Consider the following 25,556-nt stretch of genomic DNA (forward strand, 5'->3'; position numbering starts at 1 on the left):
CGCATCGATATCCACAGGTGTCGTGACTGGGGAAGACGTGGGGCGGGCACGCGCGCGATCCTGGTGTTGATCGCAGATATCACGCCGAAAGAGGAAGGTGACAATGATGTCAACGGGAACAACGCACGGTCCGACGCTCGCCCTGGACGCATGTGGTCGGTCTACCCGTGCGGCGGGAGAGGCCAGCGATGCCGACGCGCGGGCGATGGAATCCATCGCGGCGGCGCTCAGGTGTGCGGATTCGGGCCGGATCGATCACGCGATCGATCACGCGATGGAGGTCTATGGCGACGAGCGCGTGTCTGTCGAAGAGCGGTTGGAGGCTGCCAAGCTGTGTGTCGACTGGCATGCTCGGTTGGGGGCGTTCGAACAATGCCGCCGGGTGGCTGCCGATGCCGTGCGACTGGGAGAGCAAGCGCTGGAGCGCGTTCACCCGCTCGTCCTCATGCTGCGTAACTCCGAGGCCTACTGGCTGGCAATTCTCGGCTGCAACGACATGGCGATACGCGCGTTCGCCTCTCTCGTCGCCGACCTCAGGCAGTGCCCCGGACTCGACCCACAGATCGCTTTCGCCATCCGCAACAACTCGGCCATGCCCTGGAAGAACGTGGGCAAGTGGCGCAAGGCGGCGCGCGTGTACCGCGCGCTGCTGGACGACATGGAGGCTCAGCGCGACCCCGCTGACACGACCCTGCTCACGGTGCGGGACAACCTCGCCGAGGTCCTGTCCGCGGACCGGCAGTACGAGGAGGCGATCGGCCTGTACGAGGAGAACATGGACGCGCTGCTCTCGGTGACCGATCGGGGTGATTGGCGCGTCCTGCGCCTGCGACATGAGATCGCCCGCAACACGTGGATGAGCGGCGAGAGAAACGGGGGAGAGGACCTGTGGCGCATCCTCGCCGAGGACTGCCGCAGATATCTCGGAGACAGGGATCCGCTCACGGCACGAGTACGGACTATCCTCCTGACGCTGGCCACCCTGCGAGGGGATGACGAGGAGGCCAGCCGTCTTGCGCGCAAGCTCCGCGACGACCACCCCGACGATTGGGAGGACTGTGACCTGAGTGAGGCCATCTCGCTCATTACCGAGGTGGAGTGAGCGGGCGGGGAGCAGGAGTCGCCACTGTGCGCCACGTCCCGACCCACGACTAGCACAAAGGGGCGCGTCAATGGGACGATAAGTGAGGTCAACGATTTCACGGAGGTACAGGTGCCCATCCCCACGGCCGCGCAGCAGGCTCAGATTCGCCCGTCGCACACCCCGCAGGCGCAGATCCGCAACTTCTGCATTATTGCGCACATCGACCACGGCAAGTCCACCCTCGCGGACCGCATGCTGCAACTCACCGGCGTCGTTGAGGCACGCGAGATGCGCGATCAGTACCTCGACCGCATGGACATCGAACGCGAACGAGGAATCACGATCAAGAGCCAGGCTGTGCGCATGCCGTGGGCGCACGATGGCGTTCCCTATGCGCTCAACATGATCGATACGCCCGGACACGTGGACTTCACCTACGAGGTTTCCCGCTCCCTGGCGGCCTGCGAGGGAGCGGTGCTGCTCATCGACGCGGCCCAGGGAATCGAGGCCCAGACCCTGGCGAACCTCTACCTTGCCCTCGAGAACGACCTGGCAATCATTCCCGTGCTCAACAAAATCGACCTTCCGGGCGCCCAACCGGAGAAGTACGCGCACGAGGTCGCGCAACTGATCGGCTGCGAGGAGGACGAGGTCCTGCGGGTGTCGGGCAAGACGGGCGAGGGCGTCGAGGCGCTCCTCGACCGCATCGTTGAGGTCGTCCCCGCCCCCGAAGGTAACCCCGACGCGCCGACCCGGGCGATGATCTTCGACTCCGTCTACGACACCTACAGGGGCGTGGTTACCTACGTGCGTGTCGTTGACGGTATCCTCTCGACCCGCCAGCGCGTGCGCATGATGTCAACGGGTGCCACCCACGAGCTGCTTGAGCTGGGCGTGATCTCCCCCGAACCCACCCCCGAGGAGGGTATCGGCGCGGGTGAGGTCGGGTACCTGATCACGGGCGTGAAGGACGTGCGCCAGTCTCGAGTTGGCGACACCGTGACCAGCCACGTGCACGGTGCGACCGAGCCTCTGGCTGGCTACCGAGACCCCAACCCGATGGTTTTCTCCGGCATCTACCCGGTTGACGGCTCGGACTTTCCCGATCTGCGCGACGCCCTCGAACGCCTCCAGCTCAACGACGCTGCCCTGACCTTCGAACCGGAATCCAGCGCCGCCCTCGGCTTCGGCTTCCGGTGTGGCTTCCTGGGCTTGCTGCACCTGGAGATCATTCGCGAGAGGCTCGAAAGAGAGTTCAACCTCGACCTGATCGCCACGGCGCCCAACGTCGTCTACCGCGTCATCACGGAGGACGGAACGCAGGTGCGTGTCGACAACCCGAGCGAGTTCCCCGAGGGCAAGATCTCCGAGGTATGCGAGCCCGTCGTGAACGCGACGATCCTGACCCCCACCGAGTTCACGGGGACCATCATGGAGCTGTGCCAGGAACGGCGCGGCTCCATGCGGGGCATGGACTATCTCAGCGAGGAGCGCGTTGAGCTGCACTACCAGCTGCCCCTGGCCGAGATCGTCTTTGACTTCTTCGACCAGCTCAAGTCCCGCACCCGCGGGTACGCATCCCTGGACTACCAGGAGAGCGGAGAACAGAGCGCCGATCTGGTCAAGGTCGACATCCTCCTCAACGGTGACCGCGTCGATGCCTTCAGCGCGATCGTTCACCGAGACGGCGCGTACGCCTACGGTCAGCGCATGACCAAGCGGCTCAAGGAACTCATTCCCCGCCAGCAATTCGAGATTCCGGTTCAGGCGGCGGTCGGCTCGCGAGTGATCGCCCGCGAGACCATCAAGGCGCTGCGCAAGGACATGCTCGCCAAGTGCTACGGCGGCGACATCACGCGTAAACGCAAGCTGCTGGAGAAGCAGAAGGAAGGCAAGAAGCGCATGAAGTCGATCGGACGGGTCGACGTTCCCCAGGAGGCGTTCATCGCTGCCCTGACGTCCGACGTTCCGACGGGCAAGAAGTGAGCGCGCCTGACTCGGGCCGGGACGCGGCCTGCGGTACTCGCGGACGCGAGGGTGCCCCCGGTGCGCGTCTGCTCGGCGAGGTGACCGAGGGCGGCGTGTTCATGAGCCGCACGAAGTCGTTTACGAGGCGCACGCGCGAGCTTGCACCCAACCTGGCGCGCACGTGGGAGGCGCACGCGTCACGTTACGTCGTCGAGCCTCGCCGCGGAGTCGGATACACGACCGTTGCAGAGGACTTCCGGCTCGATCTACCCGAGCTTTTCGGGCGTGAGAGGGCGGTGACGCTGGAGATCGGATCGGGCACGGGCGAGCAGATCGTCGCCGCAGCAGCCGCCCACCCCGAGCGGGACTTTCTCGCCCTTGAAGTGTGGGTGCCGGGGATCGCCAAGCTCGTCTCCAAGGCGGTGAGCGCGGGCGTGGACAATATCCGGGTTCTCGAGGCAGACGCAGCTCAGGCCCTGCCCATCATGCTGGGGGATGGGGTCTTGGACGAGGTGTGGACCTTCTTCCCCGACCCGTGGCGCAAGGCGCGCCACCGCAAGCGGCGGCTGGTCTGCGACGACTTCGCGCTCGAGGTGGCGCGCCTCCTGCGCGACGGGGGAGCGTGGCGGCTCGCCACCGATTGGGACGACTACGCCTGGCAGATGCGCGACGTCGTCGAGGCGTGCGAGCTGCTGGATAATCCGTATGCCGGTCAGCGCCCGGACCCGAACGATCCTCAGCCCGGCCGCGGGGGTTTTGCCCCGCGCTTTTCGGGGCGCGTGGTCACCCACTTCGAGACGCGCGGCACGGATGCGAGGCGTAGGGTCCACGATATCGTCGGCATCCGGCGGCCCCGTGGCTAAGGAAGTGCGCGCGGGGCGCACACGCGTGCCTGCGCGGAGACGGCGCCTATGAGCCCGGCGCAACCCGACGGCGTGCGCTGGCCGGTCGACGGCTCACTCGGTCCGGACCTGGTCGAGGTCGACCGCCGCCGTCCGCTCTCCCTGTACGTGCACGTTCCCTTCTGCCGGGTGCGCTGCGGATACTGCGATTTCAACACCTACACGGTCGGCTTCGGCCCGGGCGCGCAGGTGGGAGACTACGCCCCCTCCGTGCTGGCCGAGGCTCGACTCGCCACGCGCGTCATGGCGGATGCCGGGATGAAAGCGCGCCGGGCGCAGACGGTGTTCTTCGGGGGAGGAACGCCGACGATGCTGGCAACGGCGGAACTCATCGAGATCCTGCGCGGCCTTGACGAGGCGGTCGGCATCGCCAAGGACGCCGAGGTCACCCTGGAAGCCAATCCCGACTCGGTGACACGCTCCGGCCTGCGAGAGCTGGCGCACGCCGGATTCACCCGCGTCTCCTTCGGCATGCAATCGGCGGTCCCTTCCGTCCTTCGCACCTTGGATCGCACCCACGCTCCCAATCGCGTCCCCCTGGTAGTGGAGTGGGCCAAGGAAGCGGGTCTGTCGACCTCTCTCGACCTGATTTACGGAACCCCCGGTGAGGGGCTGACCGACTGGGAGACTTCTCTTCGGTGTGCGCTCTCATACCGGCCCGATCACATCAGCGCGTACGCCCTCGTCGTCGAAGAGGGAACCAAGATGGGCCGGCAGGTCGCCAGGGGAGAACTCCCCACCCCCGACCCCGACGATGAGGCTGCGAAGTATGAGCTGGCGGATGAGCTGCTGGGGGAGGCCGGCTACGCGTGGTATGAGATCTCCAACTTCGCGCGCGTGACGGAAGGCGACCGCTCGCCGGTCCGGGCGCCCACGTCCTACGTGCACGCCTCGCGACATAACCTGGCCTACTGGCGTGATTGGGACTGGTGGGGGCTCGGGCCCGGCGCCCACTCGCACGTCGGACGCGCGCGCTGGTGGAATGTCAAGAATCCCGCGGCGTACGCGGCGCGCGTGCGCGAGGGAGTTTCGCCCGCGTTTGCAGGAGAAATTCTCAGCGATGAGACGCGTGAGCTGGAGCGCGTGATGCTCGGTGTGCGTACCGCGGAGGGAATTGCGCTCGACAGTCTGCCCGTCGTCGCTGACGGGGAAGGTGGGGAGGTAGCGTCGGGCGTGCGCGTCGAAGCGCTCGTCGCTGATGGGCTCATTGATGGGGGCGAGGCCGCGAAAGGCCGGGTGGTCCTGACGCTGCGGGGACGCCTGCTGGCCGACTACGTGACGCGCGAGCTCATGGGGTATTGACACGAGGTGAACCCTGCGTGGCGTGGCCGCGCGCTCGGGGCGTGGGCGCAAGAGGTACGCGTCTCTCTTTTGGTGGCGCCACCGCGAGTTAGGCGCGCCATTTCGAGGAATCTACTTGTCAATCGGTAAAAGTGTATCCTATGACAAGCTTGTATTACGTGCTGATATTGTTGACATCGTGCCTCGGGTGTGTTTGCCTAGGGGGGTCATGTGAAGTCTCGCTGTCCGCATCCCCTCTTCCGAGAAGGGGCTTGTGGAGGGTTAAATACAAGGAAAAGTGTGGTCTTGTGACTCTTCGTTATGCTGTCATCGCCGACATCGTTGGTTCCCGTACACTCACCAATCGCCCGGACGCCCAGCGCACCTTCGAGGAGACCTTCGAGAAGGCAAGTCAGGGGCTTACCTTGCTGGAGGCTCCCTACGCCACGGTTGGGGACGAGTTTCAGGCGGTCGCCAACTCGCTCGAAGACGCGCTCCTGCTGACGCTGCGCTCCCAGCTCCTCCTGCCCCCTCAGCTCCAGCTGCGCTTCGGCATCGGTGCCGGTCGCATCGAGGAGCTGCCCGGCGGGGTGCACGGACACCCGCGCTCGCGCGCAGCTGACGTGGCCTCGCTCCAGGACGGCTCGGCGTGGTGGGCGGCTCGCGCCGCAATCAACCGGGCGCACCAGGTGCAGGATTCCTCCAACCCCTTCATTCGTACCTGGTTCATCGCGGACTCTTCGGTCGAGGCCACGATCTCCCCGAACTACCAAACCTGCGTCAACGCGCTGCTGAGCCTGCGTGATCACGCCATCCTCAAGCTGTCGGCGCGCCACCGCCGGATCACCGCCTCGCTGCTGCTGGGCAAGACCCAGGTCGAGATCGCGCGGGTCGAGAAGCTCTCCCAGCAGGCGATTTCAGACTTCGCCCGGGGCTCGGGGGCAGGGCTGATTCAATCCTCGCTGATCATCGCGGAGGCGGCTCGTGCATGAAACCCTCCTCCTGGGCATCGCCGCCTCGGAGCTGACGGTTCTCCTGACGTCGGATCCGCGGCGCTGGTCGCGGCGACTGATCGTCTTCCTGTCCCTTCTGCTCGTCGTCATCTGCTACTCCGGGTTCTTCCTGGGCGCGAGCGCTCTCGCAAACGCGCTGGGCGCCGCGCTCGCTCTCGTCTGGTTCGGCTGGGACCTGACCGATCCCAGTGCCCGGGGCGTCCTCGCGCGGTGGGCGTGCGCCTCCCTCGGCCTGGTGGCGCTCATGAGCCTGAATCCCGTCGACTTTCCTCTCCTGTCCCTTCTTGCCGGGCGCTCCATTGACCTGATCATCGCGGTGGTCTTCCTCGTGACGGGCCCCGCCAACTACCTGATCACGGCCATCCTGCAGTGCGCGCGCGGCCGCTCCTGCGATCCCGTCCCCGGCTGGATTAACGCGCCCGTGCTGCCCGCTATGCTCTCCCATTGGCACAAAGGCAGGGAGCAAACGGAAGCGGCGGATCCCGATAAGGCCCCGATCAGCGCCGGCTCCATTCCCATCGTCTCCCACAAAGAAGGTTCCGCCGAGGGCTCCGGCGACGGGGTTGCCTTGCGTGGCGGGCGGTGGATCGGTCCCCTCGAACGCCTCCTCATCATCATCCTTGCGGGTGCGGGCGCCGAGGTCGCGATCGGGGCTGTCGTCGCGGCCAAGGGGGTCATCCGATTCCCCGAAATCTCCCAGGACTCCTCGGGCGAGAAGGCCGAAGAGTTCCTCATCGGTTCGGTGTCGTCGTGGATACTGGCGGCCCTCGTGTCCCTGTTCATCCGAGTCGTGATCGGAAACTGACCCGCGCGTCGCTACAGTAGGGCGGGTGACGACAATGGATCCCTACGGGCGCAACATCTTCGAGCATGATCCCCACCGCGACGGTCCGGGCGCGCGGCGCCCGCGCTCGACGCCGGTTCACGTCGAGGTGGGAATGGTGCTGGAAGACGTCTCCTCGGGCTGGGTGGGTGCGGTGACGCGCGTCGAGAAATCGGGCGGGGTACACCTGGTAGAACTCGAGGATCGGCGCGGCGCGCGTCGTTCCTTTCCCCTGGGTCCGGGCTTCTGGCTGGAGGGGCGGCCCATCGAAGCGCTCCCTCCCCGCCCTGCCCCCGCCTCGACCCAGGGGTGGGCCACGGCCTCGGGTCGCAGGGTGACGAATTCGGGGTCCTTCGCTCCCGAATCGAGCGGCCCCAAGGTCGCCAAGCGCTCGCGCATCTGGGTCGAGGGGCGCCACGACGCGGACCTCATCCAGCACGTGTGGGGCGAAGACCTGGCTGAGGCTGGGATCGCCGTGCAGCTGCTTGACGGCGTGGACAACCTGGAGGACATCCTGGAGGTGTTCGCACCGACCGAGCGCGCGCGGGCGGGCGTCCTCGTCGATCACATGGTGCCCCGGTCGAAGGAGTCGCGCATCGCTGAGGCCGTCTCGGGGCGCTGGCCGGGCGCGGTCCTCGTCCTCGGGCACCCCTTCGTCGACATCTGGCAGGCTGTCAAGCCCGAGCGGCTCGGCTTACGCGCGTGGCCCCAGATCCCGCGAGGAGTGGACATCAAGCACGGCACCCTCGCTGCCCTGGGGTGGCCGCACGCCGATCAGCGCGATATTGCGATCGGCTGGAAACGGATCCTTTCGACGGTGCGCACCTACCGCGACCTCGAGCCCGCCCTGTTGGGACGGGTCGAGGAACTGATTGACTTCGTCACGGTTCCCTGGGCGCAGTGAGGATCCCGGGTTGCGCGTCGCGTTCGCGGCGAGCGCACGCCCCGACCCTTCATGTCGCCTCCCTCCGGCAACGGGGAGTAGCATTGGCACTCAGGAAGCGGGAGTGCCAGGAGTGGAGGGAGCTGAGATGCCGAGGAACAGCGCGCAGAGCCGCAGGCTTGACGTGTTGCGCGCCATCGTCACCCAGTACGTGGCCACCCGCGAACCTGTCGGCTCCAAGGCAATCGCCGCGGGGGGACTGGGGGTCTCCTCCGCGACCATCCGCAACGACATGGCCGTGTTGGAAGAGGCAGGCCTCATCTACCAGCCGCACACCTCCGCCGGGCGCGTGCCCACCGACCGCGGATACCGGGTCTTCGTTGACCGTCTCGCGGAGCTCAAGCCGATGAGCGCCCCCGAGCGCCACGCTCTTGAGGCCTTTCTGGCCGAGTCCGTCGACATCGACGACGTCGTGGAGCGATCCGTCCGCCTCCTCGCTCAGGTCACTCACCAGGTCGCGCTCGTGCAGTATCCGGGTGCGCGCGTGCGTACCCTCAAGCACCTCGAGGTCGTCGGCCTCCCGCCCAGCCGAGCCCTCGTGGTCGTCATCACGGCCGACGGGCAGGTGGGCGAGCGCACCCTGACGCTCGAGGTGCCGCTGAGCGAGGATGAGCTCCGCGACGCGCGAGAGCACCTGCGCCGCCACTGCGACGGAGCGACCTCCGCGAACGTGCGCGACTGCGTGGCCGAGGCCGCCACCTCGGCCGCACCTAGCCAGGCCCCTACCGTCGAAGTGCTCGGAGCAGCCCTGTGCGAACTGCTCAGCGGAGCCAGCGACACGAAGATCGTCGTCGCAGGGGCGGCTAACCTCGCCCGAGGAGCCCTCGACTTTCGTGACATCGCCCCCGTTCTCGACGCCCTCGAAGAACAGGTGGTTCTCATGCGACTCTTCGCCGAGGCCGACCCCGGCGACGACCTGCACGTCAGCATCGGCGCGGAGAACCCCCACGATGGCCTCGCCGAGGCAGCCGTCGTCACGGGAACCTACCAGGCTGGGGCGCGCCAGGGCGAGGGGCTGGCACACCTGGGAATCGTGGGACCCATGCGGATGGACTACGCGCGGACCATGAGTTCGGTGAGGGCCGTGGCGGCCTACCTTTCCCGGTACCTGGCTCAGGGACCGCGCAGCTAATCGCGCCAACACGCGCACACGACAGGACGAACGAACGCCCCAAGGGAAGGAACCGCAAGCGTGAGAGACTATTACGAGGTTCTCGGCGTGGCACGCGACGCCAGCCAGGACGAGATCAAGAAGGCCTACCGAAAGCTCGCGCGTCAGCTGCATCCCGACTATGCGGGGCCCGACTCGGAGGAGGCGTTCAAGGAGCTGTCGGTCGCCTACGAAACGCTCTCGGACCCGGAGAAGCGGCGTATGTACGACGTCGGCGGCCCCGACGCCCTGCGCGGGGGCGCCGGAGCGGCGGGCGATTTCGGAGCGTTCTCCGACATCTTCCAAGCGATGTTCAACGGCGGATTCGGGGCATCCTCCCAGGGACCCGCCTCGCGCGTGCGGCGCGGAAAAGACAAGCAGGTGGCTGTCGACATCACCCTTGAGGACGCCGCCTTTGGCGCCGCCAAGGAGGTTGTCTTCGACACCCACGTCCTGTGCGACACCTGCCACGGATCCATGTGTCAGCCGGGCACCGCCCCCGAGCAGTGCGCGACGTGCCACGGATCGGGCTTCGTCATGCAGATCCAGAACTCTCTCTTCGGCCGCATGCAAACGCAGGCCCCGTGCCCCGCCTGCCAGGGCTACGGCAACACCATCCCCTCGCCATGCGTGGAGTGCTCGGGGGCCGGGCGCGTGCGCACGCGCCGCACACTGAGCATCAACATCCCCGCCGGAGCCAGCGAGGGCACGCAGATCCGCGTGAGCGGCGAGGCCGAGGTCGGCCCCGGCGGCGGCCCCAGCGGCGACCTGTACCTGCTGATCCGCGAGAAGAAGCACCCCGTGTTCGATCGGCGCGGAGACGACCTGCACACGTGGATCACGATCCCGATGACGACCGCCGCCCTGGGAACCGAGTTCGAGCTGGAGACACTGGACGGCAAGAAGAGCGTGACGATCAACCCGGGCACCCAACCCAACGATGACATCGTCCTTGAGGGGCTGGGGGTCGGCCACCTCCAACGCTCCGGCCGCGGGTCCATGCACGTCCACGTCGACGTTGAGATCCCGAAGAAGCTGGACGACGCCTCGCGCGACCTGCTTGAGCAGCTCGCCAAGGTTCGCGGCGAGGTGCGGGTCGAACCCCACCGCCAGCAGGCCTCGTTCTTCGACAAGATCCGCGACACCTTCATGGGGTGATGCGTCGTGACCCTGCCCGTGTTCCTCGGTGAGGACCTGACCCCGCCGCCAGCGTCCCTCGGCGTGGGTGAGCGCGCGACCCTCGGTGGTTCCGAGGGCCGCCATGCCGCGTCGGTGCGCCGCATCGGGGCTGGCGAGCGGGTTGACATCGTGGACGGGCGAGGGCTTCGCCTAACCTGCGACGTCATTGGCTCCGACAAAGCCACGCTGTCTCTGACCGTGCGCGAATCCCGCCGCGAGGACGCTCCTGTCCCCGAGGTTGTGCTCGTCCAGGCCCTGGCCAAGGGCGGACGGGACGAGGCGGCGGTTGAGATCTGCACCGAGATCGGCGTGGACCGCGTGATTCCGTGGGCCTCCCAGCGCGCGATCGTCCAGTGGAAGGGACCGAAGGCCGAGAAGGGGAGGGCCAAGTGGCAGGTCGTGGCGCGCGCCGCCGCCAAGCAGTCCCGCCGCGCCTTCGTGCCCCCCGTCGAGGATGCCGTGGACAGCGCTCGGCTCTCCGCTTGGATCGCCTCGCTCACGGCCGAGGGCGGGGTGGCCTTCGTCTGCCACGAGGAGGCCAGTGAGTCGCTCGGAGCGGCGCTCGCGCGCATCCGGCTGGGGAGCGCGGCGGGCTCTCTTCCCGCTCGCATCGCGCTCGTCGTGGGCCCCGAGGGCGGCATCGGAGCCGAGGAGAGCGCGCAGCTGGTGGGTGCGGGCGCCCTCACGGTGGGCCTAGGCGCACACGTGCTGCGTTCCTCCACGGCCGGGGCGGTCGCCCTGACCCTCATCCGCGCCGCCGCGGGCAGCTACTAGCGGGGGTGGGTGAACCCCCGGATCGACGCGGTGAGCGCGTAGCTCTGCCCGGGGCCTAGGTCAACCACGTCCGTTCCGGAGTTGAAGGCGTTGGGAGGGCAGCTCATCGGTTCGACGGCCACGCCGACCCGCCCGATATCATCCGCCGAATAGACCTGTAGCCAGCGCGCATCAGAGGACAGGGAGGTGCCCACGCCCGACGCGGGGTCGCGCAGTGTCATGGACCAGGTGCCCTCCGGCAGCCCCGCGAACGCGTGGTCGAGGCGGGTCGAGGCGATGATGCGCGGGGTGCGGAAATCCAGGCCGAGCGAGGCCACGTCGCGGGAGGCCACGGGTATCAGGTGCTCGTCGGCCTCGTAGGCGATGTCGGCGGGGATCGTGAGCTCCAGCTTGTCCGCCCGCGCCCCGCTTGCCGCCAGGTAGGGGTGGAAGCCGACGCCGAAGGGCGCCGCGCCTCGGCCCACGTTGGTCGCCGAGAGCTTGATGAGCAGGCCGCGGTCGGCGTCCAGGTGATAGCGTGCGGAAGCCACCAGCGTCCAGGGGTAGGAATAGCGAGGTGCGATCAGGGTGCGCAGGAGCACCGAGGCCTTCTCTGCCTCGACGATCTCCCATTCCTGGAAGGCGACGAAGCCGTGGAGGGCGGTGCCCAACTCCGGCTCATCGACGGGCAGGCAGTAGGAGGCGCCCTCCCACGAGTAGGAGCCGCCGGCGACGCGGTTCGGCCACGGCATGAGCACCTTGCCGAGGTAGGCGGGTGGACACTCGTCTGCGTCGTGAGGGACGATCAGCTCGTGACCGCGATAGGTTAGGCCAGCCAGGCCGGCCCCGACGCTGACGATTCGCGCCCGGTAATCTCCCGCAGACAGGGCCACTTCCCGCCCAGACGCGCGCCTATCGAACATGAAAGCTCCTGTGCATTCTCTGAAGTCGGATGGCACCCATTCTAAACGGCATTCAGTAGTCCGCGTCACTGCCACGGCGTATCCTTACAGAGAATCACTCTCGACAGAAAGGAAGCTCCCCGCTCATGGCACACGAGATCACGGACGAGTTCATTGCCCGCATGCACGCCTCCTCCGACAGCGCGCGCACGGTCGCTCGCAACGCGGTCGCTCACGCAGGCGTTGAGACGGTCGCCTTCGACCGCGACAAGGTCATCGCCACGCCCACGGTCGTTTCTCACAAGGTGGATGACTGGAAGGTGACGTCGCAGAAGAAGTCCGGCCGCTGCTGGCTCTTCTCCTCCCTGAACCTCCTGCGGTCGACCGCCCGGCAACGCATGGGCCTCAAAGACTTCGAGTTCTCGCAGAACTACGTCCTGTTCTGGGACAAGTTCGAACGCGCCAACTTCTTCCTCACCGACATCATCGCGACGGCATCGACCGAGGAACTCGATGGTCGCCTCGTCCAGTTCCTCCTGGGCGATGTCCTCTCCGATGGCGGCCAGTGGGACATGGCGGTCTCTCTCTACCTCAAGCACGGCCTCGTCCCCAAGGTTGCGATGCCCGAGACGGAATCCTCCTCCAACACGGCGCCCATGAACGCCCGCCTGAAGGTCCTCCTGCGTCGCAGCGCCCTCGAGCTGCGCGCCCTCGTCGTCAGCGGCGCCAGCGACGAGGAGATCACCGAGGTCAAGGAGGCCGCTCTTGCCGACGTGTGGCGCATCCTGGTCATCTGCCTCGGCGAGCCCCCCGTCTCCTTCGAATGGGAGTGGCGCGACGACAAGGACGAATTCCACCGCGACGGCGTCCTCACCCCGCGCGAGTTCTTCGACCGCTACGTCGACGTGGACCTGACCCAGTACGTGTGCCTCGTCGACGACCCCCGACGTGAACACCCCAAGGGGCTTGCGCTGACCGTGGATCACATGGGGAACATCGTCGGCGGGCGCCCCATCCACTACGTCAATGCCCCGGTGGAGACCATCCGCGAGATCACCACCTCGATTCTGGCCTCCGGGCGCGCCGTCTGGTTTGGCGCCGACTGCGGCCAGCAGTCCGACCGTTCCTCCGGTCTCTTCGTTGACGGTCTCTACGACTACGACGCGCTCTTCGGCGTGGACTTCTCCACGTCGAAGGAACAGCGCGTCGTGTCGGGGGAGTCCGCGATGAACCACGCGATGCTCTTCACCGGAGTCGACATCGACGAGGCCGGGCAGGGGCGCCGCTTCCGCGTGGAGAACTCCTGGGGTGAAGAACCCGGTGACAAGGGCTTCTTCACGATGGACGCGCCGTGGTTCGACGCCAACGTCTTCGAGGTGGCCGTGCACGTCGATGATCTCCCCGAGGACCTGCGGGCCGTGGTCGCCGAAGCACCCCTCCACCTGCCGGCGTGGGATCCGATGGGCGCCCTGGCCTAAGGAGGCTCCAACCGCCGGAAAACTGGCCACCGCGGTGGAGCCAATCGGCGTGGGAAACCCCTGAAAGCGGGGCGGGTTGCGTGGAACAATGGTTCCGCGACACCCGCCCCGCTACCTGTGGAGGACACATGAGCACCGACGTGACCCGAGACTTCGCCTTCGGCCTACCCAAGGCGGAGCTGCACCTGCACCTGGAGGGCACCCTTGAGCCCGACCTGAAGCTGGCCCTCGCCCGCAAGAATGGCGTCGACATCGGCCAGTCCACGGTCGAGGAGGTGCGGGCGACCTACCAGTTCAACGACCTCACATCCTTCCTGGCCGTCTACTATCCGGCCATGGACGTCCTGCAGGACGAGAACGACTTCCATGACCTGGCCGCCGCCTACTTCGAGCGCGCCCGCGCCAACGGCGTCGTGCGCGCCGAGTGCTTCTTCGACCCGCAGGCTCACACCTCGCGTGGCATCGCCATCGAGACGGTGATCCGCGGCTACCATCGCGCCGTCGTTGAGGCTCGCGAGGCCGGACTGTCTGCCGACCTCATCCTGTGTTTCCTACGAGACATGAGCGCCGAGTCGGCGCTCGAGACCCTCCGGGCCGCCCTGCCCTACAAGGACATGTTCATCGGAGTTGGCCTGGATTCTGATGAGAGAGACAACCCGCCAACGAAGTTCGCCCGCGTCTTTGAGGTCGCCCGGGAGGCGGGCCTGCGCATCACGATGCACTGCGACATCGACCAGGTCGGCTCGATCGACAACATCCGCGCCGCCCTCACCGAGCTGGGGGCCGAGCGGCTCGACCATGGCACGAACATCGTCGAAGACCCCTCCCTGGTTGCCTACGCGCGCGATCATGGCATCGGCCTGACGTCCTGCCCGCTGTCCAACTCCTTCGTCGCCGAGCAGATGAAGGGCAAGGAGATCGTCGACCTGTGTGCTGCGGGCGTCAAGGTCAGCGTCAACTCCGACGATCCCGCGTACTTTGGCGGATACATCGGCGACAACTACCTGGCGCTCGCGCAGCGCTTCGAGTTGAGTCGCGCGGACCTGGAGCGCATCGCCCGCAACTCCATCGAGATCGCCTGGATCTCGCAGGAGGAGAAGTCCGAGCTGCTTGCCCGCGTGGACCGCTTCGTGTCCGAGCACGAGGTCTGAGTCGCGTTTGCGGCGGCGTTCACGTCGAGGAATCGGTGCGGCTGGCCTGGTCGTGCTGCCCAGGGGGAGCCTCCCGAGGTACGGACCTGTCGCCGCTGTTCCGCAGCCGACCTGGACGCGAGTTCCGGCCAGCAGGGCGGCGGGCCTCACGCGACGCTCGCCTGGGACACGCCCGCACAGGGCCTAAGGGGGAGACGGGGGAATATCTACATGTTGGCGCCATTGTCGGCGTGTCGGCGGCGTGTCGCCCCACACATGTAGATAAACCCCCGGTCGCGAGGGACGCGAGGCGTCAGCGCGTCCACTGGCCGGACAGATACCGTCACAATTGGTCAACAAGTGAGCGCGCCCGGCAGACGGGGGATCAGCCTGCCATGATGGGCATCATGACGAGCCACGCACAGCCGACGTTGTTGATATCCAACGTCCTGCCGGTAAGACCGGGGGACCAGGCATACAACGACATCTGCATGCGCCTGTGGGATCGTCTGATTCAGGCTGCGGCCCCCGCCTGGAGGGTCGTGCGCGAATACGCGCAGGAAGACGGGGCAGAGGGCGCCACGCTGCGCGCGCAGGATGCCGACGCGATTATCATCATGGGCGGCGAGGACGTTCATCCCAGCCTGTATGGGGCCTCCCAGGGCTACGAGGCCGAAGGCCGCCACTGGTATCGCGCGGACCTAGGGCAGATCGCGCTGGTCGAGTACGCCGTGCGCACCGGCACCCCGCTGTTGGGCATCTGCCGCGGGATGCAGATCATCAACACTGCCCTGGGCGGCACGCTCGAGCAACACATCGAGGGCGCCCACGGCACCCACACGAACAACCGGATCCTGTCCGATCACCGCTTCATCCGCCACAGTGTGCGCGTTGGTAAGGGGACCAACCTCCAGCGCGCCCTCGCTCACGTCCTTATCGACTCCGAGCTGGTCATCTCGTCGGCGCACCACCAGCGCGTGGCACGCCTCGCGGAAGGCCTGCGGGTCAGCGCGCAGGCCCCCGACCTCACCGTCGAGGCCATCGAGTCCCTCGACGCCCCGGTCCTCGGCGTGCAGTGGCACCCCGAGGACCCTGCCGCCGACATTTCCCAGCTGCGTGCCCTCCTCGCTCACCTGGATGCGCGCCGCGCGCCCCGCCTGGAGCACGCGTCGACTACCCTGGTCGCATGACCATCGCCCCGGGAACGAATTTCGACGACCCCCGATTCCGCGACGACGAGCGCACGCCCTCCCAGCGCATGCGTCATGGCGACTACTACGTCGCGGACGAGGAGCTATCCGCGCGCACCAAGCGCGCGGTTCGCCTCCTGGCCCTCTACGAGCAAGCCCACCCAAGCGACCCGGACATCGCCCGCTACCTGCTCGGCCAGATTCTCGGCGAGGTGGGGGAGGACGTCGATATTCGACCGCCCCTGCGCGTTGACTACGGGTACAACATCTCCATCGGCGACGGTTCCTGGGTCAACTACGGCCTGACCGTGCTCGACGTCGCCCCGGTCGTCATCGGCGCCGACGTCCTCATCGGTCCCAACTGCTCTCTCTACACGGCGATCCACCCGACCGAGCCCGGGCCTCGTCGCGCAAAGTGGGAATCCAGCGCGCCGATCACCCTCGAGGACAACGTCTGGCTGGGCGGGTCCGTCGTCGTGTGCCCGGGCGTGACCATCGGGGAGAACTCGATCATCGGAGCGGGCGCCGTTCTCACCCGCGATATCCCCGCCAACTGCATCGCGGTCGGCAACCCCGCCCGCGTCATCAAAGAACTGGACCCGAACACGCCGCGCGCCATCGAAGCGGCGGGCGTCGGAGTCGTCGCACACGCATCCACGGGGGTTCACGGATGAGCATCCTACCGATCTGCATCACCGGGACACCGGTCCTCCACAGACTTGCCGCCCCCGTCGACTCCTTCGATTCGGAGCTGCGTGACCTTGTCACCGACATGATCGATACCATGCACGCTGCCCCCGGTGTCGGCCTTGCGGCGCCGCAGGTGGGCGTGGGTTCCCAGGTCTTTGTGTGGAGGTATGCGGGGGGCGGAGCGTTCGATACCCACTACCGCGACGTCCTCCAGCTCGATGAGGGACCCGCGCGCAGCTTCAACACGGTAACGAGCGGTGTCGTCGTGAACCCCACGCTTGACCTCGTGTGGGATACCCACGGGGCTGGCGCGATCTTGCCCGCGGAGCCCGACATCGCCCACGAGTCCGAGGGCTGCCTGTCCGTGCCCGGCTACGGCTACCCCCTGCGCCGCGCGCTCGGCGCGGTGTTGCGCGGCTACGACACGAGGGGCAATGCGATCGAGGTGAGTGCCCGCGGTTGGCTCGCGCGAATCTTCCAGCACGAATACGACCACCTGCAGGGCACCCTCTACGTCGACCGTCTCGATGAGCCCTATGCGGGCGAGGCTCGCCGCGTCGTCAGCGAGCGCGGGTGGGGGAGCAGCGCGCACACGTGGACCCCGCAGGAGTGAGGCAAGCTCACCGCCGCAGGGTCCGGGCGAGCGCACGAGAGGCGCTCAGTGCACCTCGAATCCGAGGGAGCGGAAGTGTTCACGCACGCGTTCCGTTGCCTCGGGGGTCGGTGCCTTCGTCCCCTCCAGCTGATACTCCAAGCCGAGGGAATGCCACTTGTCCCTGCCGAGCTGGTGGAAGGGCAAGACCTCAACCCGGTCGATGACGTTTTTCCAGCGCAGGATGATCTCACCGACCTGACGCACATTCTCCGGGTCATCGGTGAGACCGGGAACCAGGACGAAACGAATCCAGATGCGCGTGGAGCCGCCGCGTGCGGCGATGCGGTCGCCGAATGCGATCGTCGGTGCGAGGTCGCGGCCCGTCACGCGCTTGTACGTCTCCTCGTTGCCGCTCTTGACGTCGAGGAGGACAAGATCGATCGCGTCCAACATCTCGTCGTCGCAGTTTGCTCCCAGGTAACCGGAGGTGTCGATGCATGTGTGCACGCCCATCTCCTTGGCGCCCAAGATGATGCGCTTGGCGAAATGGGGTTGCATGAGGACCTCGCCGCCGGACAGGGTGATCCCGCCCTTTGTGGTGCGGAAGATCCGGCGATAGCGGGCGATGCGCGAGAGGAGCTCGGTGTCGGAAACGGGGGCGCCATCCTTCATGAGGAAAGTGTCGGGATTGTGACAGTAGAGGCAGCGCAGTGGACACCCGTTGAGGAAGACGGTCATGCGGGTTCCCGGGCCGTCAACAGCAGTGACGAGCTCCCACGAGTGAATGGATCCCAAGGTTCCTTCGCGCATGCGGCGCAGGCGCTCGGAGCGCTCCAGATCCGTCAGCTCCTCCAGGCCCTCAACGCCGGCGCCGACGGTGCGGGATTGGGGGGCTTGGAAATCCTGCTCACGGAACGTGGGGAGAGCGAGGGTCTGCGACATGATTCCTTCTTCGCGGTCGTGTGGGCGCGGTAGCAGTGGTGGGAACGAGGTCTGGTCCCGTCAGAGGCGTGACGGTGCGGACATAGGAGTGGGGCGCCGGGCGCACGCCCGACGCCCCACTCCCTCCGACCACTCAGGCCGAGTGGTGGAAGGTGCGGGACAGGACGTCCAGCTGCTGCTCACGGGTGAGCTTGACGAAGTTGACGGCGTAACCGGAGACGCGAACGGTCAGGTTCGGGTACTTCTCGGGGTGCTCCATGGCGTCCTTCAGCGTGGACTCCTCAAGAACGTTGATGTTCGCGTGGTACAGGCCGTCCTTGTCGCCGCGCTCTTCGCGGGCGGCCTTCATGTCGGCGAGGCGCTCGTCGTAGGTCTTGGTTGCCATAACATTTCTCCTTTTGTGAGATTCCGGCGGTGCCGGCTGGGCGGGCAGCATCTTGCTCCCTCACCCACGGTGGGGGAGGTGGGGGCCAACGTGTCGATAGTCGACCCCCACCGCGGGGTGGATCAGAAACCCTTGGTTCCGTCGTAGGCGCACGAGTCGTCCGGGACGAAGCCCGCATCGAGGATACCGACCAGGTTCTGGATCTGTTCCTCCTTCGAACGGCCCAGGCCCTGAGGCGTGATCGTGTTCGTCAGCGAAATGCCGTCGAGCGCGTCGTTGTAGTCCAGCTTGCCGACCGACAGCATGGAGGCGACCATGCCGTGGGTGTCGATGCCGTTCTCCGGGTTGGCGCCGGGGGCGAAGGGGGTGCCCTTCTGGTGGCCCGACGGGAAGGAGCCGGTGGCCTTGCCGTAGACGACGTTCGAGGTGATCGTCAGGACGGACTGCGTGGGTACCGCGTCGCGGTACATCGGGATTGCGCGGATCTTGTCCATGATGGTGTGGACGACGGTCGCGGCGATGTCGTCCGCGCGGTCATCGTCGTTGCCGTAGGTCGGGAAGTCACCCTCGGTACGGTAGTCGACGACCAGGCCGGTCTCGTCGCGGATCGGGTACACCTTGGCGTACTTGATAGCGGCCAGGGAGTCGGCGACGATCGACAGGCCGGCGATGCCGCAGCCCATGGTGCGAATGATCTCCGCGTCGTGCAGCGCCATCTCGATGGCCTCGTAGGCGTAGCGATCGTGGCAGTAGTGGATGATGTTCAGCGCCTCAACGTAGGTGCCAACCACCCAGTCGAGCATTTCCTCGTAGCGTGCCCACACGTCATCAAAGTCGAGAGGGCCGTCGCCCTGAACGGGCTCGTAGCCTTCCATGACCTGCTTGCCGCTCATCTCGTCGCGGCCGCCGTTGATGGCGTAGAGAAGAGCCTTGGCGGCGTTGACGCGCGCGCCGAAGAACTGCATCTGCTTGCCGACCTTCATGGGGGAGACGCAGCACGCGATGGCTGCATCGTCGCCCCAGTGGGCGCGGATCTGGGGGTCGGACTCGTACTGGATCGAAGAGGTGTCGATCGAGATGCGGGCGCAGAACTCCTTGTAACCCTTGGGCAGGTTCTCGTCCCAGAAGATCGTGATGTTGGGCTCCGGCGCGGGGCCGAGGTTCACCAGGGTCTGCAGGAGACGGAAGGAGGTCTTCGTGACCAGCGTGCGACCGTCGTCGCCGAAGCCCGCGTCGGACCAGGTGGCCCAGTAGGGGTCGCCCGAGAAGATCTGATCGTAGGCAATCGTGCGCAGGAAGCGGGTGATGCGCAGCTTGATCACCAGGGCGTCAATGATCTCCTGTGCGCCTGCCTCGTCGAGGACACCGTTCTTCAGGTCGCGCTCGAAGTAGCAGTCAAAGAAGCCGGAGAGACGGCCGATCGACATGGCCGCGCCGTCCTGAGACTTCACGGAGGCCAGGTAGCCGAAGTAGGTCCACTGGACGGCCTCGTGGGCGTTGGTGGCGGGGCCGGAGATATCGTAGCCGTAGGAGTTGGCCAGGTTCTTGAGCTTCTTGAGGGCTTTGATCTGCTCGGAATGCTCCTCGCGGTAGCGCGCCCAGTGCTCGGAGAAGGGCTGGTCGGCGTAGCGGTCCTTGTCCTTCTGCTTCTGCTCGATCAGGTAATCCACGCCGTACAGGGCGACGCGACGGTAGTCGCCGATGATGCGGCCGCGGCCGTAGGCGTCGGGCAGGCCCGTGATGATGTGGGAGGAGCGGGCGGCGCGGATACGCGGAGTGTAAATGTCGAAGACCGCGTCGTTGTGGGTCTTGCGGTACTTGGTGAAGATCTTCTTCACCTCGGGGTTGTACTCCTTGCCAGCCTCGTGGATGGCGGTTTCAACCATGCGCCAGCCGCCGTTGGGCATCATCGCGCGCTTGAGGGGCGCGTCGGTCTGGAGGCCGACGATCACGTTGTCGTCCTCGCATATGTAGCCGGGCTTGAAGGCGTCAATGTCGGCCGGAGTGTCGGTGTCAACGTCGAGAATGCGTACCTTGCGCTCTTCGGAGAGGTACTTCTCTTCAAGGGTGTTCCACACGCGCAGGGTCTTCTCAGTGGGCCCGGCCAGGAACGATGCATCTCCCTCGTAGGGGGTGTAGTTCAGCTGGATGAAGTCGCGTACGTCGATCTCATCACACCAGTTACCTTTAACGAAACCTTCCCAGGCTTTCTGGTCTGCTGTCGTCATTCTTCCTCTTCTCGAATCTCCACATCCGTGTGGGTGCGGTGGGCGGGAGCTCAGCTCCGTGAGTGCGTCGGATCCCGACGCTTAGGCCCATTGTCCTACGGTGGGCGGTGAGCAGACAACCCCTACCGCCCGCTTCGCTATGTTCTCCGTCTCACGATATGAGTCCCGTGTTAGTCCGGGCAAAATTATGGGACCAAGGTCCTTGATCTCGCTAGGGTCACTGAACAAGCACATACACTTGTCTCAGTGCCCATCCGACCAAGGAGTAAACCCTATGTCCGAACCCCGTCCAGTCCTCAAAGTTGGCGTCCTCGGCGCCGGAACCGTCGGTAGCCAGGTCATTCGCATCCTGCAGTCGAGTCGCGAGGATTTCGCCGCGCGCTCGGGAGCGGAGATGGAGGTTCGTCGGGTGCTTGTCCGCAATGTGGACGCGCCTCGCGACGCGCCGATCGCTCGGGAGCTGCTGACGACGGAGCCCGCCGAGGCAATTGACTCCATGGACATCGTCGTTGAGCTCATCGGCGGCATCGAACCGGCACGCACCTTCGTCTTGCGCGCCCTCTCCCAGGGGATCTCGGTGGTGACCGGCAACAAGGCGCTCCTCGCCGCCCACGGCCCGGAGCTTTACGAGGCCGCGGCGAACAATGGTGCCGACCTCTACTACGAGGCGGCGGTCGCGGGAGCCGTGCCCGTCGTCTACGGCCTGCGCGAGTCCCTCGCGGGCGACCGCATCACCACGGTGATGGGAATCGTCAACGGGACGACGAACTTCATCCTGGACGCGATGAATTCCAAGGGGCTCAGCTACGAGGAGGCCCTCGCCCAGGCGCAGGAACTCGGATTCGCCGAGGCCGACCCGAGCGCCGACGTGGATGGGCTCGACGCGGCCGCCAAGTGCTCGATCCTGGCCTCCCTAGCCTTCCACACGCGCGTGGGTATCGACGACGTCGCAGTCGAAGGCATCACGTCCGTGACGGCTGCAGACATGGAGGAAGCGGCGAGAGTCGGACACACGATCAAGCTTCTTGCCATCGCCGAGCGTCGCATTGGCGAGGACGGGCGAGAGGGTGTCGCGATGCGCGTTCACCCCGCTCAGATCCCCTCCGACCATCCCCTCGCCTCCGTCGATGGCGCCTTCAACGCGATCCTCGTCGAGGGTGAGGCGGCCGGACGCCTCATGTTCTACGGGCAGGGAGCTGGTGGCGCCCCGACCGCTTCGGCCGTCCTGTCGGACCTTGTTGCGGCGGCCCATCACCGCGCGTTCGGTGGCCATGCGCCGCGCGAATCCGTCTATGCCCACCTGCCGATCCTCGATCCGGGTTCGACCTACACCCGCTACCAGATCCGCCTGCAGGTCGAGGATCGCCTGGGAGTTCTCTCCGACGTGGCCGGCATCTTTGCTCGCCACGGCGTGTCCATCCAATCGGTTCACCAGCGTGATGACGAGGTCCCCGGCGCCTGCGTCATCGTCGTGACCAGCCACAAGGCCCGCGAAGCGGATCTGCGCGCCGTCGCGCGGGCGCTGGCGGTGTCGGACGCGGTGCGCGAGGTCACGTCGACCATCCGCGTTGAGGGGGAGTGACGTGCGCCTGCGTGATGACTGCGTGGCCGTCAGGGTTCCCGCGACGAGCGCAAATCTCGGACCCGGTTTCGACTGCATGGGCATTGCCCTGGACCTGTGGGACGACGTCACTGTCCACGCGACGACCGGCCCGACCTCCGTCGTCGTCGATGGGGAAGGCGCTGGCAACGTCGAGCAGGGAGAGGACAACCTCGTGGTCCGGGCGCTTCGGATGGCGCTCGACCGGGTGGGGGCGCCGCAGGTCGGGCTGCGCATGCATTGCACGAATCGCATCCCCCACTCGCGTGGACTGGGGTCGTCGGCGGGGGCAATCGTCGCCGGTGCGACCTTGGCTCGCGCGCTCATTGGCGAGGCCGAGGTGCTGGGGCGCCACGAGATCCTCCAGATCGGAACGCAGATGGAAGGCCACCCGGACAACGTCGCCCCGGCGGTCTTTGGTGGAGCAACCGTGGCCTGGACGAATGAAGAGACGGGGCACTCCGGTGCCGTTCGGCTGAGCCCGCCCAGCGCCATTGCGCCGGTGGCCTTCATCCCCGATTTCGAGCTGCGCACCGCCGCTGCCCGGCAGGCCCTTCCCTTGCACGTTCCCCACGAGGATGCGCGCTTCAACACCGCACGCGCCGCCCTCCTGTCCGCGCTCCTGGCGGGAGGCGAGCCGGGCGCCGAGACGGACCTGCATTCCCTCCTCATGGAGGCGACCCGCGACCGCTTGCACCAAGAGCCTCGTCGACGAGCGATGGAAGCATCGCTCTCGCTCGTCGATTGGCTGCGCGCTACGGGCTACGCGGCGGTCGTCTCCGGGGCGGGACCCACGGTTCTCTCCCTCGAATCGGTCGGTGCGGACGTTCGCCGCGACGCGGCCGCCGCCGGATGGCGCGTGGTTCCATTGGGTGTGCCGGAATCGGGCGTGCAGATCACCCGAGGAGGCCTTGCGGCGACGGGCTTCTAGGCGATCGGAGCCTGTGAGTTTGTGCGCAACCACCGCCAGTCATCCTGTCTGATCGGCAGGTGGCTGGCGGTCTTGCTATATTTTGACCAGGTCCGAGTCGAAAGCTCGACCCCGACCTTTGCGGTGCGCCCCTCTTGCGCATCTTCCTCTCAAGCTATTTCTCGTGCTTGAGCATTCACCTCGCCCGTTACGGGCGCATTCCAGTAAGGATCACTTTGTGAGCAACGAATCTCCCGCCGAGATGACGACTGCGTCGCTGTCGGCGATGAAGCTGCCCGAGCTCAAGGCTCTGGCCGCCTCCCGCGGCCTCAAGGGCATTTCTCAGCTTCGCAAATCCCAGTTGATCGAGCTCTTGAGCAACGGCGCCAACGCTTCGACCCCGCGTGAGGCCACCTCGGTCGCGGACAAGCCCGCCGCGCAGGCCCCCGCTCCTGCGAAGGCTCCCCGGGAAGAGAAGCAGGAGACGGCCTCCGACGCTTCCTCGTCCCCCGACGCCCCCCGCCGTTCCCGCCGTCGTCGTGCCGTCTCCCAGGGCGCCGTCGAACCCGCGCACGTGACTCTCGATCTGCCGCTTCCGGCCGGTGAGCGCACCGAAGCGGCCGCGGAGCAGGATGGAACCGTCGTCGAGACGGTCCTCAACATTGAGCTGCCCGACGGCGATGATACCGAGGGGCGTCGTCCTCGCCGCGAACGCGGCCGACGCGGCCGCCGCGACCGAGAAGGCCGCGAGGGACGTGACAATCGTGAGGGGCGCGAAAACCGTTCTGGTCGCGGCGGAGAGGACAACCTCGCTCCGATCGCGGGCATTCTCGACATCCAGGAGAACCACGCCTTCGTGAGGACCTCCGGATACCTTCCGGGCCCCAACGACGTGTACGTCACCCTGGGTAACGTGAGGCGCTGGGGGCTCCGTGGCGGAGACGCTGTCGCCGGCGCCGTGCGCCTGCCCCGCGAGGGCGAACGTCAGCGCCAAAAGTACAACGCCCTCGTGCGCGTCGACTCCGTCAACGGCATGACGATTGAACAGGCGCAGGCCCGTCGCGAGTTTGGCAAGCTCACCCCCGTCTATCCCTCCGAGCAGCTGCGCATGGAATCCTCGCCGAAGGCCTACACCCCGCGCGTCATCGACCTGGTTGCTCCGGTGGGCAAGGGGCAGCGCGGCCTCATTGTTTCGCCTCCAAAGGCGGGCAAGACGATGGTTATCCAGCAGATGGCCAAGGCTATCGAGCTGAACAACCCCGAGGTACACCTCATGGTCGTCCTGGTGGACGAGCGTCCCGAAGAGGTTACCGACATGCGCTCGATCGTCAACGGTGAGGTCATTGCCTCGACCTTCGACCGTCCGGCCTCCGACCACACGACTGTCGCCGAGCTGGCGATCGAGCGCGCCAAGCGCCTCGTTGAACTCGGTCAGGATGTCGTGGTTCTCCTCGATTCGCTCACCCGCCTGTCGCGCGCGTACAACCTGGCCGCACCCGCATCGGGGCGCATTCTCTCCGGCGGTGTTGACGCCTCCGCCCTGTACCCGCCGAAGAAGTTCTTCGGGGCGGCGCGCAACATCTCCGAGGGTGGCTCGCTCACGATCATCGCCTCCGCGCTGGTGGAGACCGGATCGAAGATGGACGAGGTCATCTTCGAGGAGTTCAAGGGCACCGGCAACATGGAGCTGCGCCTGTCGCGCCAGCTCGCCGAGCGTCGGATCTTCCCCGCGATTGACCTCAATGCGTCGGGCACCCGCCGTGAGGAGCTGCTCTTCAAGCCCGAGGAGCTGCGCATCATGTGGAGGCTGCGCCGAGTCCTGGGAACCCTCGACCAGCAGCAGGGCCTCGAACTCGTTCTCGATAAGCTCAAGGAGACCCAGTCGAACGCGGAGTTCCTCATGCTCATTCAGAAGACGACGCCCACCGACTGATCGCCCCGCCCGCTCTCGGCCTGCGATGCTTCGCCCATAGCCGATCTCACGTCTGCTCGGGCGCCTCGTCGTTGAAGGCGTGGGGGAGCGTGTGCCATAATGTCGTGTCGGCTGACCGGTTCACCGGCATGCCCCAGGCGCTGCCGCGCGCTGGAGGGCGAGCCCCCGCCAGATGCGAGGGACGCTGCATGTCCGGACCCGGAGCATCAAACGATCCAGGAGAAACTCCATGAAGAAGGGTATTCACCCCGAGTACGTGGACACCGTCGTGACCTGCACGTGCGGCAACTCGTTCCACACCCGTTCCACCATCACCTCCGGTGAGATGCGCGTGGACGTGTGCTCTGCCTGCCATCCGTTCTACACGGGCAAGCAGAAGATCCTCGACACCGGCGGCCGCGTCGCCAAGTTCGAGGCTCGCTACGGCAAGCGCGTGCGTCCCTCCAAGTGAGGGTGGGCAGCTAGCTCAACGGCGGT

Annotated in this window: 23 protein-coding genes; 19 read left to right on the forward strand and 4 right to left on the reverse strand. The window is 66.6% G+C overall.

What is annotated here, in order from left to right:
• Positions 1–106 precede the first annotated feature (106 nt).
• The 10 genes from NQK35_RS01945 (at position 107) to NQK35_RS01990 (ending at position 11,117) form a co-directional block, all read left to right on the forward strand.
• Positions 107–1,102, forward strand: a complete 996-nt coding sequence (locus NQK35_RS01945; RefSeq protein WP_034231996.1) for a tetratricopeptide repeat protein — start codon at positions 107–109, stop codon at positions 1,100–1,102.
• Between the two features lie 111 nt (positions 1,103–1,213).
• On the forward strand, positions 1,214–3,070 hold the full coding sequence (lepA, locus tag NQK35_RS01950) for a translation elongation factor 4 (RefSeq protein ID WP_009212012.1): 1,857 nt from the start codon (positions 1,214–1,216) through the stop codon (positions 3,068–3,070).
• Between the two features lie 101 nt (positions 3,071–3,171).
• Positions 3,172–3,915, forward strand: coding sequence for a tRNA (guanosine(46)-N7)-methyltransferase TrmB (gene trmB / locus NQK35_RS01955; RefSeq protein ID WP_083806966.1), 744 nt, complete (start codon positions 3,172–3,174; stop codon positions 3,913–3,915).
• A 48-nt stretch (positions 3,916–3,963) separates the two neighbouring features.
• A complete protein-coding gene (gene hemW, locus NQK35_RS01960) occupies positions 3,964–5,256 on the forward strand; it encodes a radical SAM family heme chaperone HemW (RefSeq protein WP_009212010.1) in 1,293 nt (430 codons plus the stop codon).
• A 287-nt stretch (positions 5,257–5,543) separates the two neighbouring features.
• Entirely contained in the window at positions 5,544–6,227 is a 684-nt protein-coding gene (locus NQK35_RS01965) for a SatD family protein (protein WP_257114408.1), read from the forward strand.
• A complete protein-coding gene (locus tag NQK35_RS01970) occupies positions 6,220–7,053 on the forward strand; it encodes a hypothetical protein (RefSeq protein WP_009212008.1) in 834 nt (277 codons plus the stop codon). The genes NQK35_RS01965 and NQK35_RS01970 overlap by 8 nt, the downstream gene beginning before the upstream one ends.
• 133 nt (positions 7,054–7,186) lie before the next feature.
• Positions 7,187–7,975, forward strand: coding sequence for a DUF3097 domain-containing protein (locus NQK35_RS01975; protein WP_257114753.1), 789 nt, complete (start codon positions 7,187–7,189; stop codon positions 7,973–7,975).
• Between the two features lie 127 nt (positions 7,976–8,102).
• Entirely contained in the window at positions 8,103–9,146 is a 1,044-nt protein-coding gene (hrcA, locus tag NQK35_RS01980; protein WP_034230924.1) for a heat-inducible transcriptional repressor HrcA, read from the forward strand.
• 60 nt (positions 9,147–9,206) lie between these two features.
• Positions 9,207–10,322, forward strand: a complete 1,116-nt coding sequence (dnaJ, locus tag NQK35_RS01985; protein WP_257114409.1) for a molecular chaperone DnaJ — start codon at positions 9,207–9,209, stop codon at positions 10,320–10,322.
• A gap of 6 nt (positions 10,323–10,328) precedes the next feature.
• On the forward strand, positions 10,329–11,117 hold the full coding sequence (locus NQK35_RS01990; RefSeq protein ID WP_257114410.1) for a 16S rRNA (uracil(1498)-N(3))-methyltransferase: 789 nt from the start codon (positions 10,329–10,331) through the stop codon (positions 11,115–11,117).
• On the opposite strand, the gene NQK35_RS01995 is transcribed toward NQK35_RS01990, so the two are convergent.
• On the reverse strand, positions 11,114–12,019 hold the full coding sequence (locus NQK35_RS01995) for an aldose-1-epimerase (protein ID WP_257114411.1): 906 nt from the start codon (positions 12,017–12,019) through the stop codon (positions 11,114–11,116). The genes NQK35_RS01990 and NQK35_RS01995 overlap by 4 nt on opposite strands.
• Before the next feature lie 125 nt (positions 12,020–12,144).
• Here NQK35_RS01995 and NQK35_RS02000 point away from each other — a divergent pair, with 125 nt between their 5' ends.
• The 5 genes from NQK35_RS02000 (at position 12,145) to NQK35_RS02020 (ending at position 17,099) form a co-directional block, all read left to right on the forward strand.
• Positions 12,145–13,476 carry a C1 family peptidase gene (locus NQK35_RS02000; protein ID WP_009212002.1) on the forward strand — a complete coding sequence of 444 codons (1,332 nt, stop codon included), beginning with the start codon at positions 12,145–12,147 and terminating at the stop codon, positions 13,474–13,476.
• Positions 13,477–13,604: 128 nt separating this feature from the next.
• Positions 13,605–14,627 carry an adenosine deaminase gene (gene add / locus NQK35_RS02005; RefSeq protein ID WP_009212001.1) on the forward strand — a complete coding sequence of 341 codons (1,023 nt, stop codon included), beginning with the start codon at positions 13,605–13,607 and terminating at the stop codon, positions 14,625–14,627.
• A gap of 386 nt (positions 14,628–15,013) precedes the next feature.
• A complete protein-coding gene (locus NQK35_RS02010) occupies positions 15,014–15,796 on the forward strand; it encodes a gamma-glutamyl-gamma-aminobutyrate hydrolase family protein (protein ID WP_257114412.1) in 783 nt (260 codons plus the stop codon).
• Positions 15,793–16,470 (forward strand): sugar O-acetyltransferase, encoded by a 678-nt coding sequence (locus NQK35_RS02015; protein WP_257114413.1) that lies wholly within the window; start codon positions 15,793–15,795, stop codon positions 16,468–16,470. The genes NQK35_RS02010 and NQK35_RS02015 overlap by 4 nt, the downstream gene beginning before the upstream one ends.
• Positions 16,467–17,099, forward strand: coding sequence for a peptide deformylase (locus NQK35_RS02020; RefSeq protein ID WP_257114414.1), 633 nt, complete (start codon positions 16,467–16,469; stop codon positions 17,097–17,099). The genes NQK35_RS02015 and NQK35_RS02020 overlap by 4 nt, the downstream gene beginning before the upstream one ends.
• A gap of 45 nt (positions 17,100–17,144) precedes the next feature.
• Here NQK35_RS02020 and pflA read toward each other — a convergent pair whose 3' ends face one another.
• From pflA to pflB, 3 genes are all read right to left on the reverse strand, one after another.
• Complete coding sequence (gene pflA / locus NQK35_RS02025) at positions 17,145–18,023, reverse strand: pyruvate formate-lyase-activating protein (RefSeq protein ID WP_009211997.1); 879 nt, start codon at positions 18,021–18,023, stop codon at positions 17,145–17,147.
• A gap of 133 nt (positions 18,024–18,156) precedes the next feature.
• Positions 18,157–18,408 carry an autonomous glycyl radical cofactor GrcA2 gene (gene grcA2, locus NQK35_RS02030; protein ID WP_009211996.1) on the reverse strand — a complete coding sequence of 84 codons (252 nt, stop codon included), beginning with the start codon at positions 18,406–18,408 and terminating at the stop codon, positions 18,157–18,159.
• A gap of 122 nt (positions 18,409–18,530) precedes the next feature.
• Complete coding sequence (gene pflB / locus NQK35_RS02035) at positions 18,531–20,636, reverse strand: formate C-acetyltransferase (protein WP_009211995.1); 2,106 nt, start codon at positions 20,634–20,636, stop codon at positions 18,531–18,533.
• Positions 20,637–20,910: 274 nt separating this feature from the next.
• Here pflB and NQK35_RS02040 point away from each other — a divergent pair, with 274 nt between their 5' ends.
• The 4 genes from NQK35_RS02040 (at position 20,911) to rpmE (ending at position 25,530) form a co-directional block, all read left to right on the forward strand.
• Positions 20,911–22,218, forward strand: coding sequence for a homoserine dehydrogenase (locus NQK35_RS02040; RefSeq protein WP_257114415.1), 1,308 nt, complete (start codon positions 20,911–20,913; stop codon positions 22,216–22,218).
• A 1-nt stretch (position 22,219) separates the two neighbouring features.
• Positions 22,220–23,167, forward strand: a complete 948-nt coding sequence (thrB, locus tag NQK35_RS02045) for a homoserine kinase (protein WP_257114416.1) — start codon at positions 22,220–22,222, stop codon at positions 23,165–23,167.
• A 217-nt stretch (positions 23,168–23,384) separates the two neighbouring features.
• Entirely contained in the window at positions 23,385–25,079 is a 1,695-nt protein-coding gene (rho, locus tag NQK35_RS02050; protein ID WP_009211992.1) for a transcription termination factor Rho, read from the forward strand.
• A 229-nt stretch (positions 25,080–25,308) separates the two neighbouring features.
• Positions 25,309–25,530 (forward strand): 50S ribosomal protein L31, encoded by a 222-nt coding sequence (gene rpmE / locus NQK35_RS02055; RefSeq protein ID WP_009211991.1) that lies wholly within the window; start codon positions 25,309–25,311, stop codon positions 25,528–25,530.
• The last annotated feature ends 26 nt before the right edge of the window (positions 25,531–25,556 follow it).

This window comes from Schaalia odontolytica, from assembly GCF_024584435.1.
Lineage (GTDB): Bacteria > Actinomycetota > Actinomycetes > Actinomycetales > Actinomycetaceae > Pauljensenia.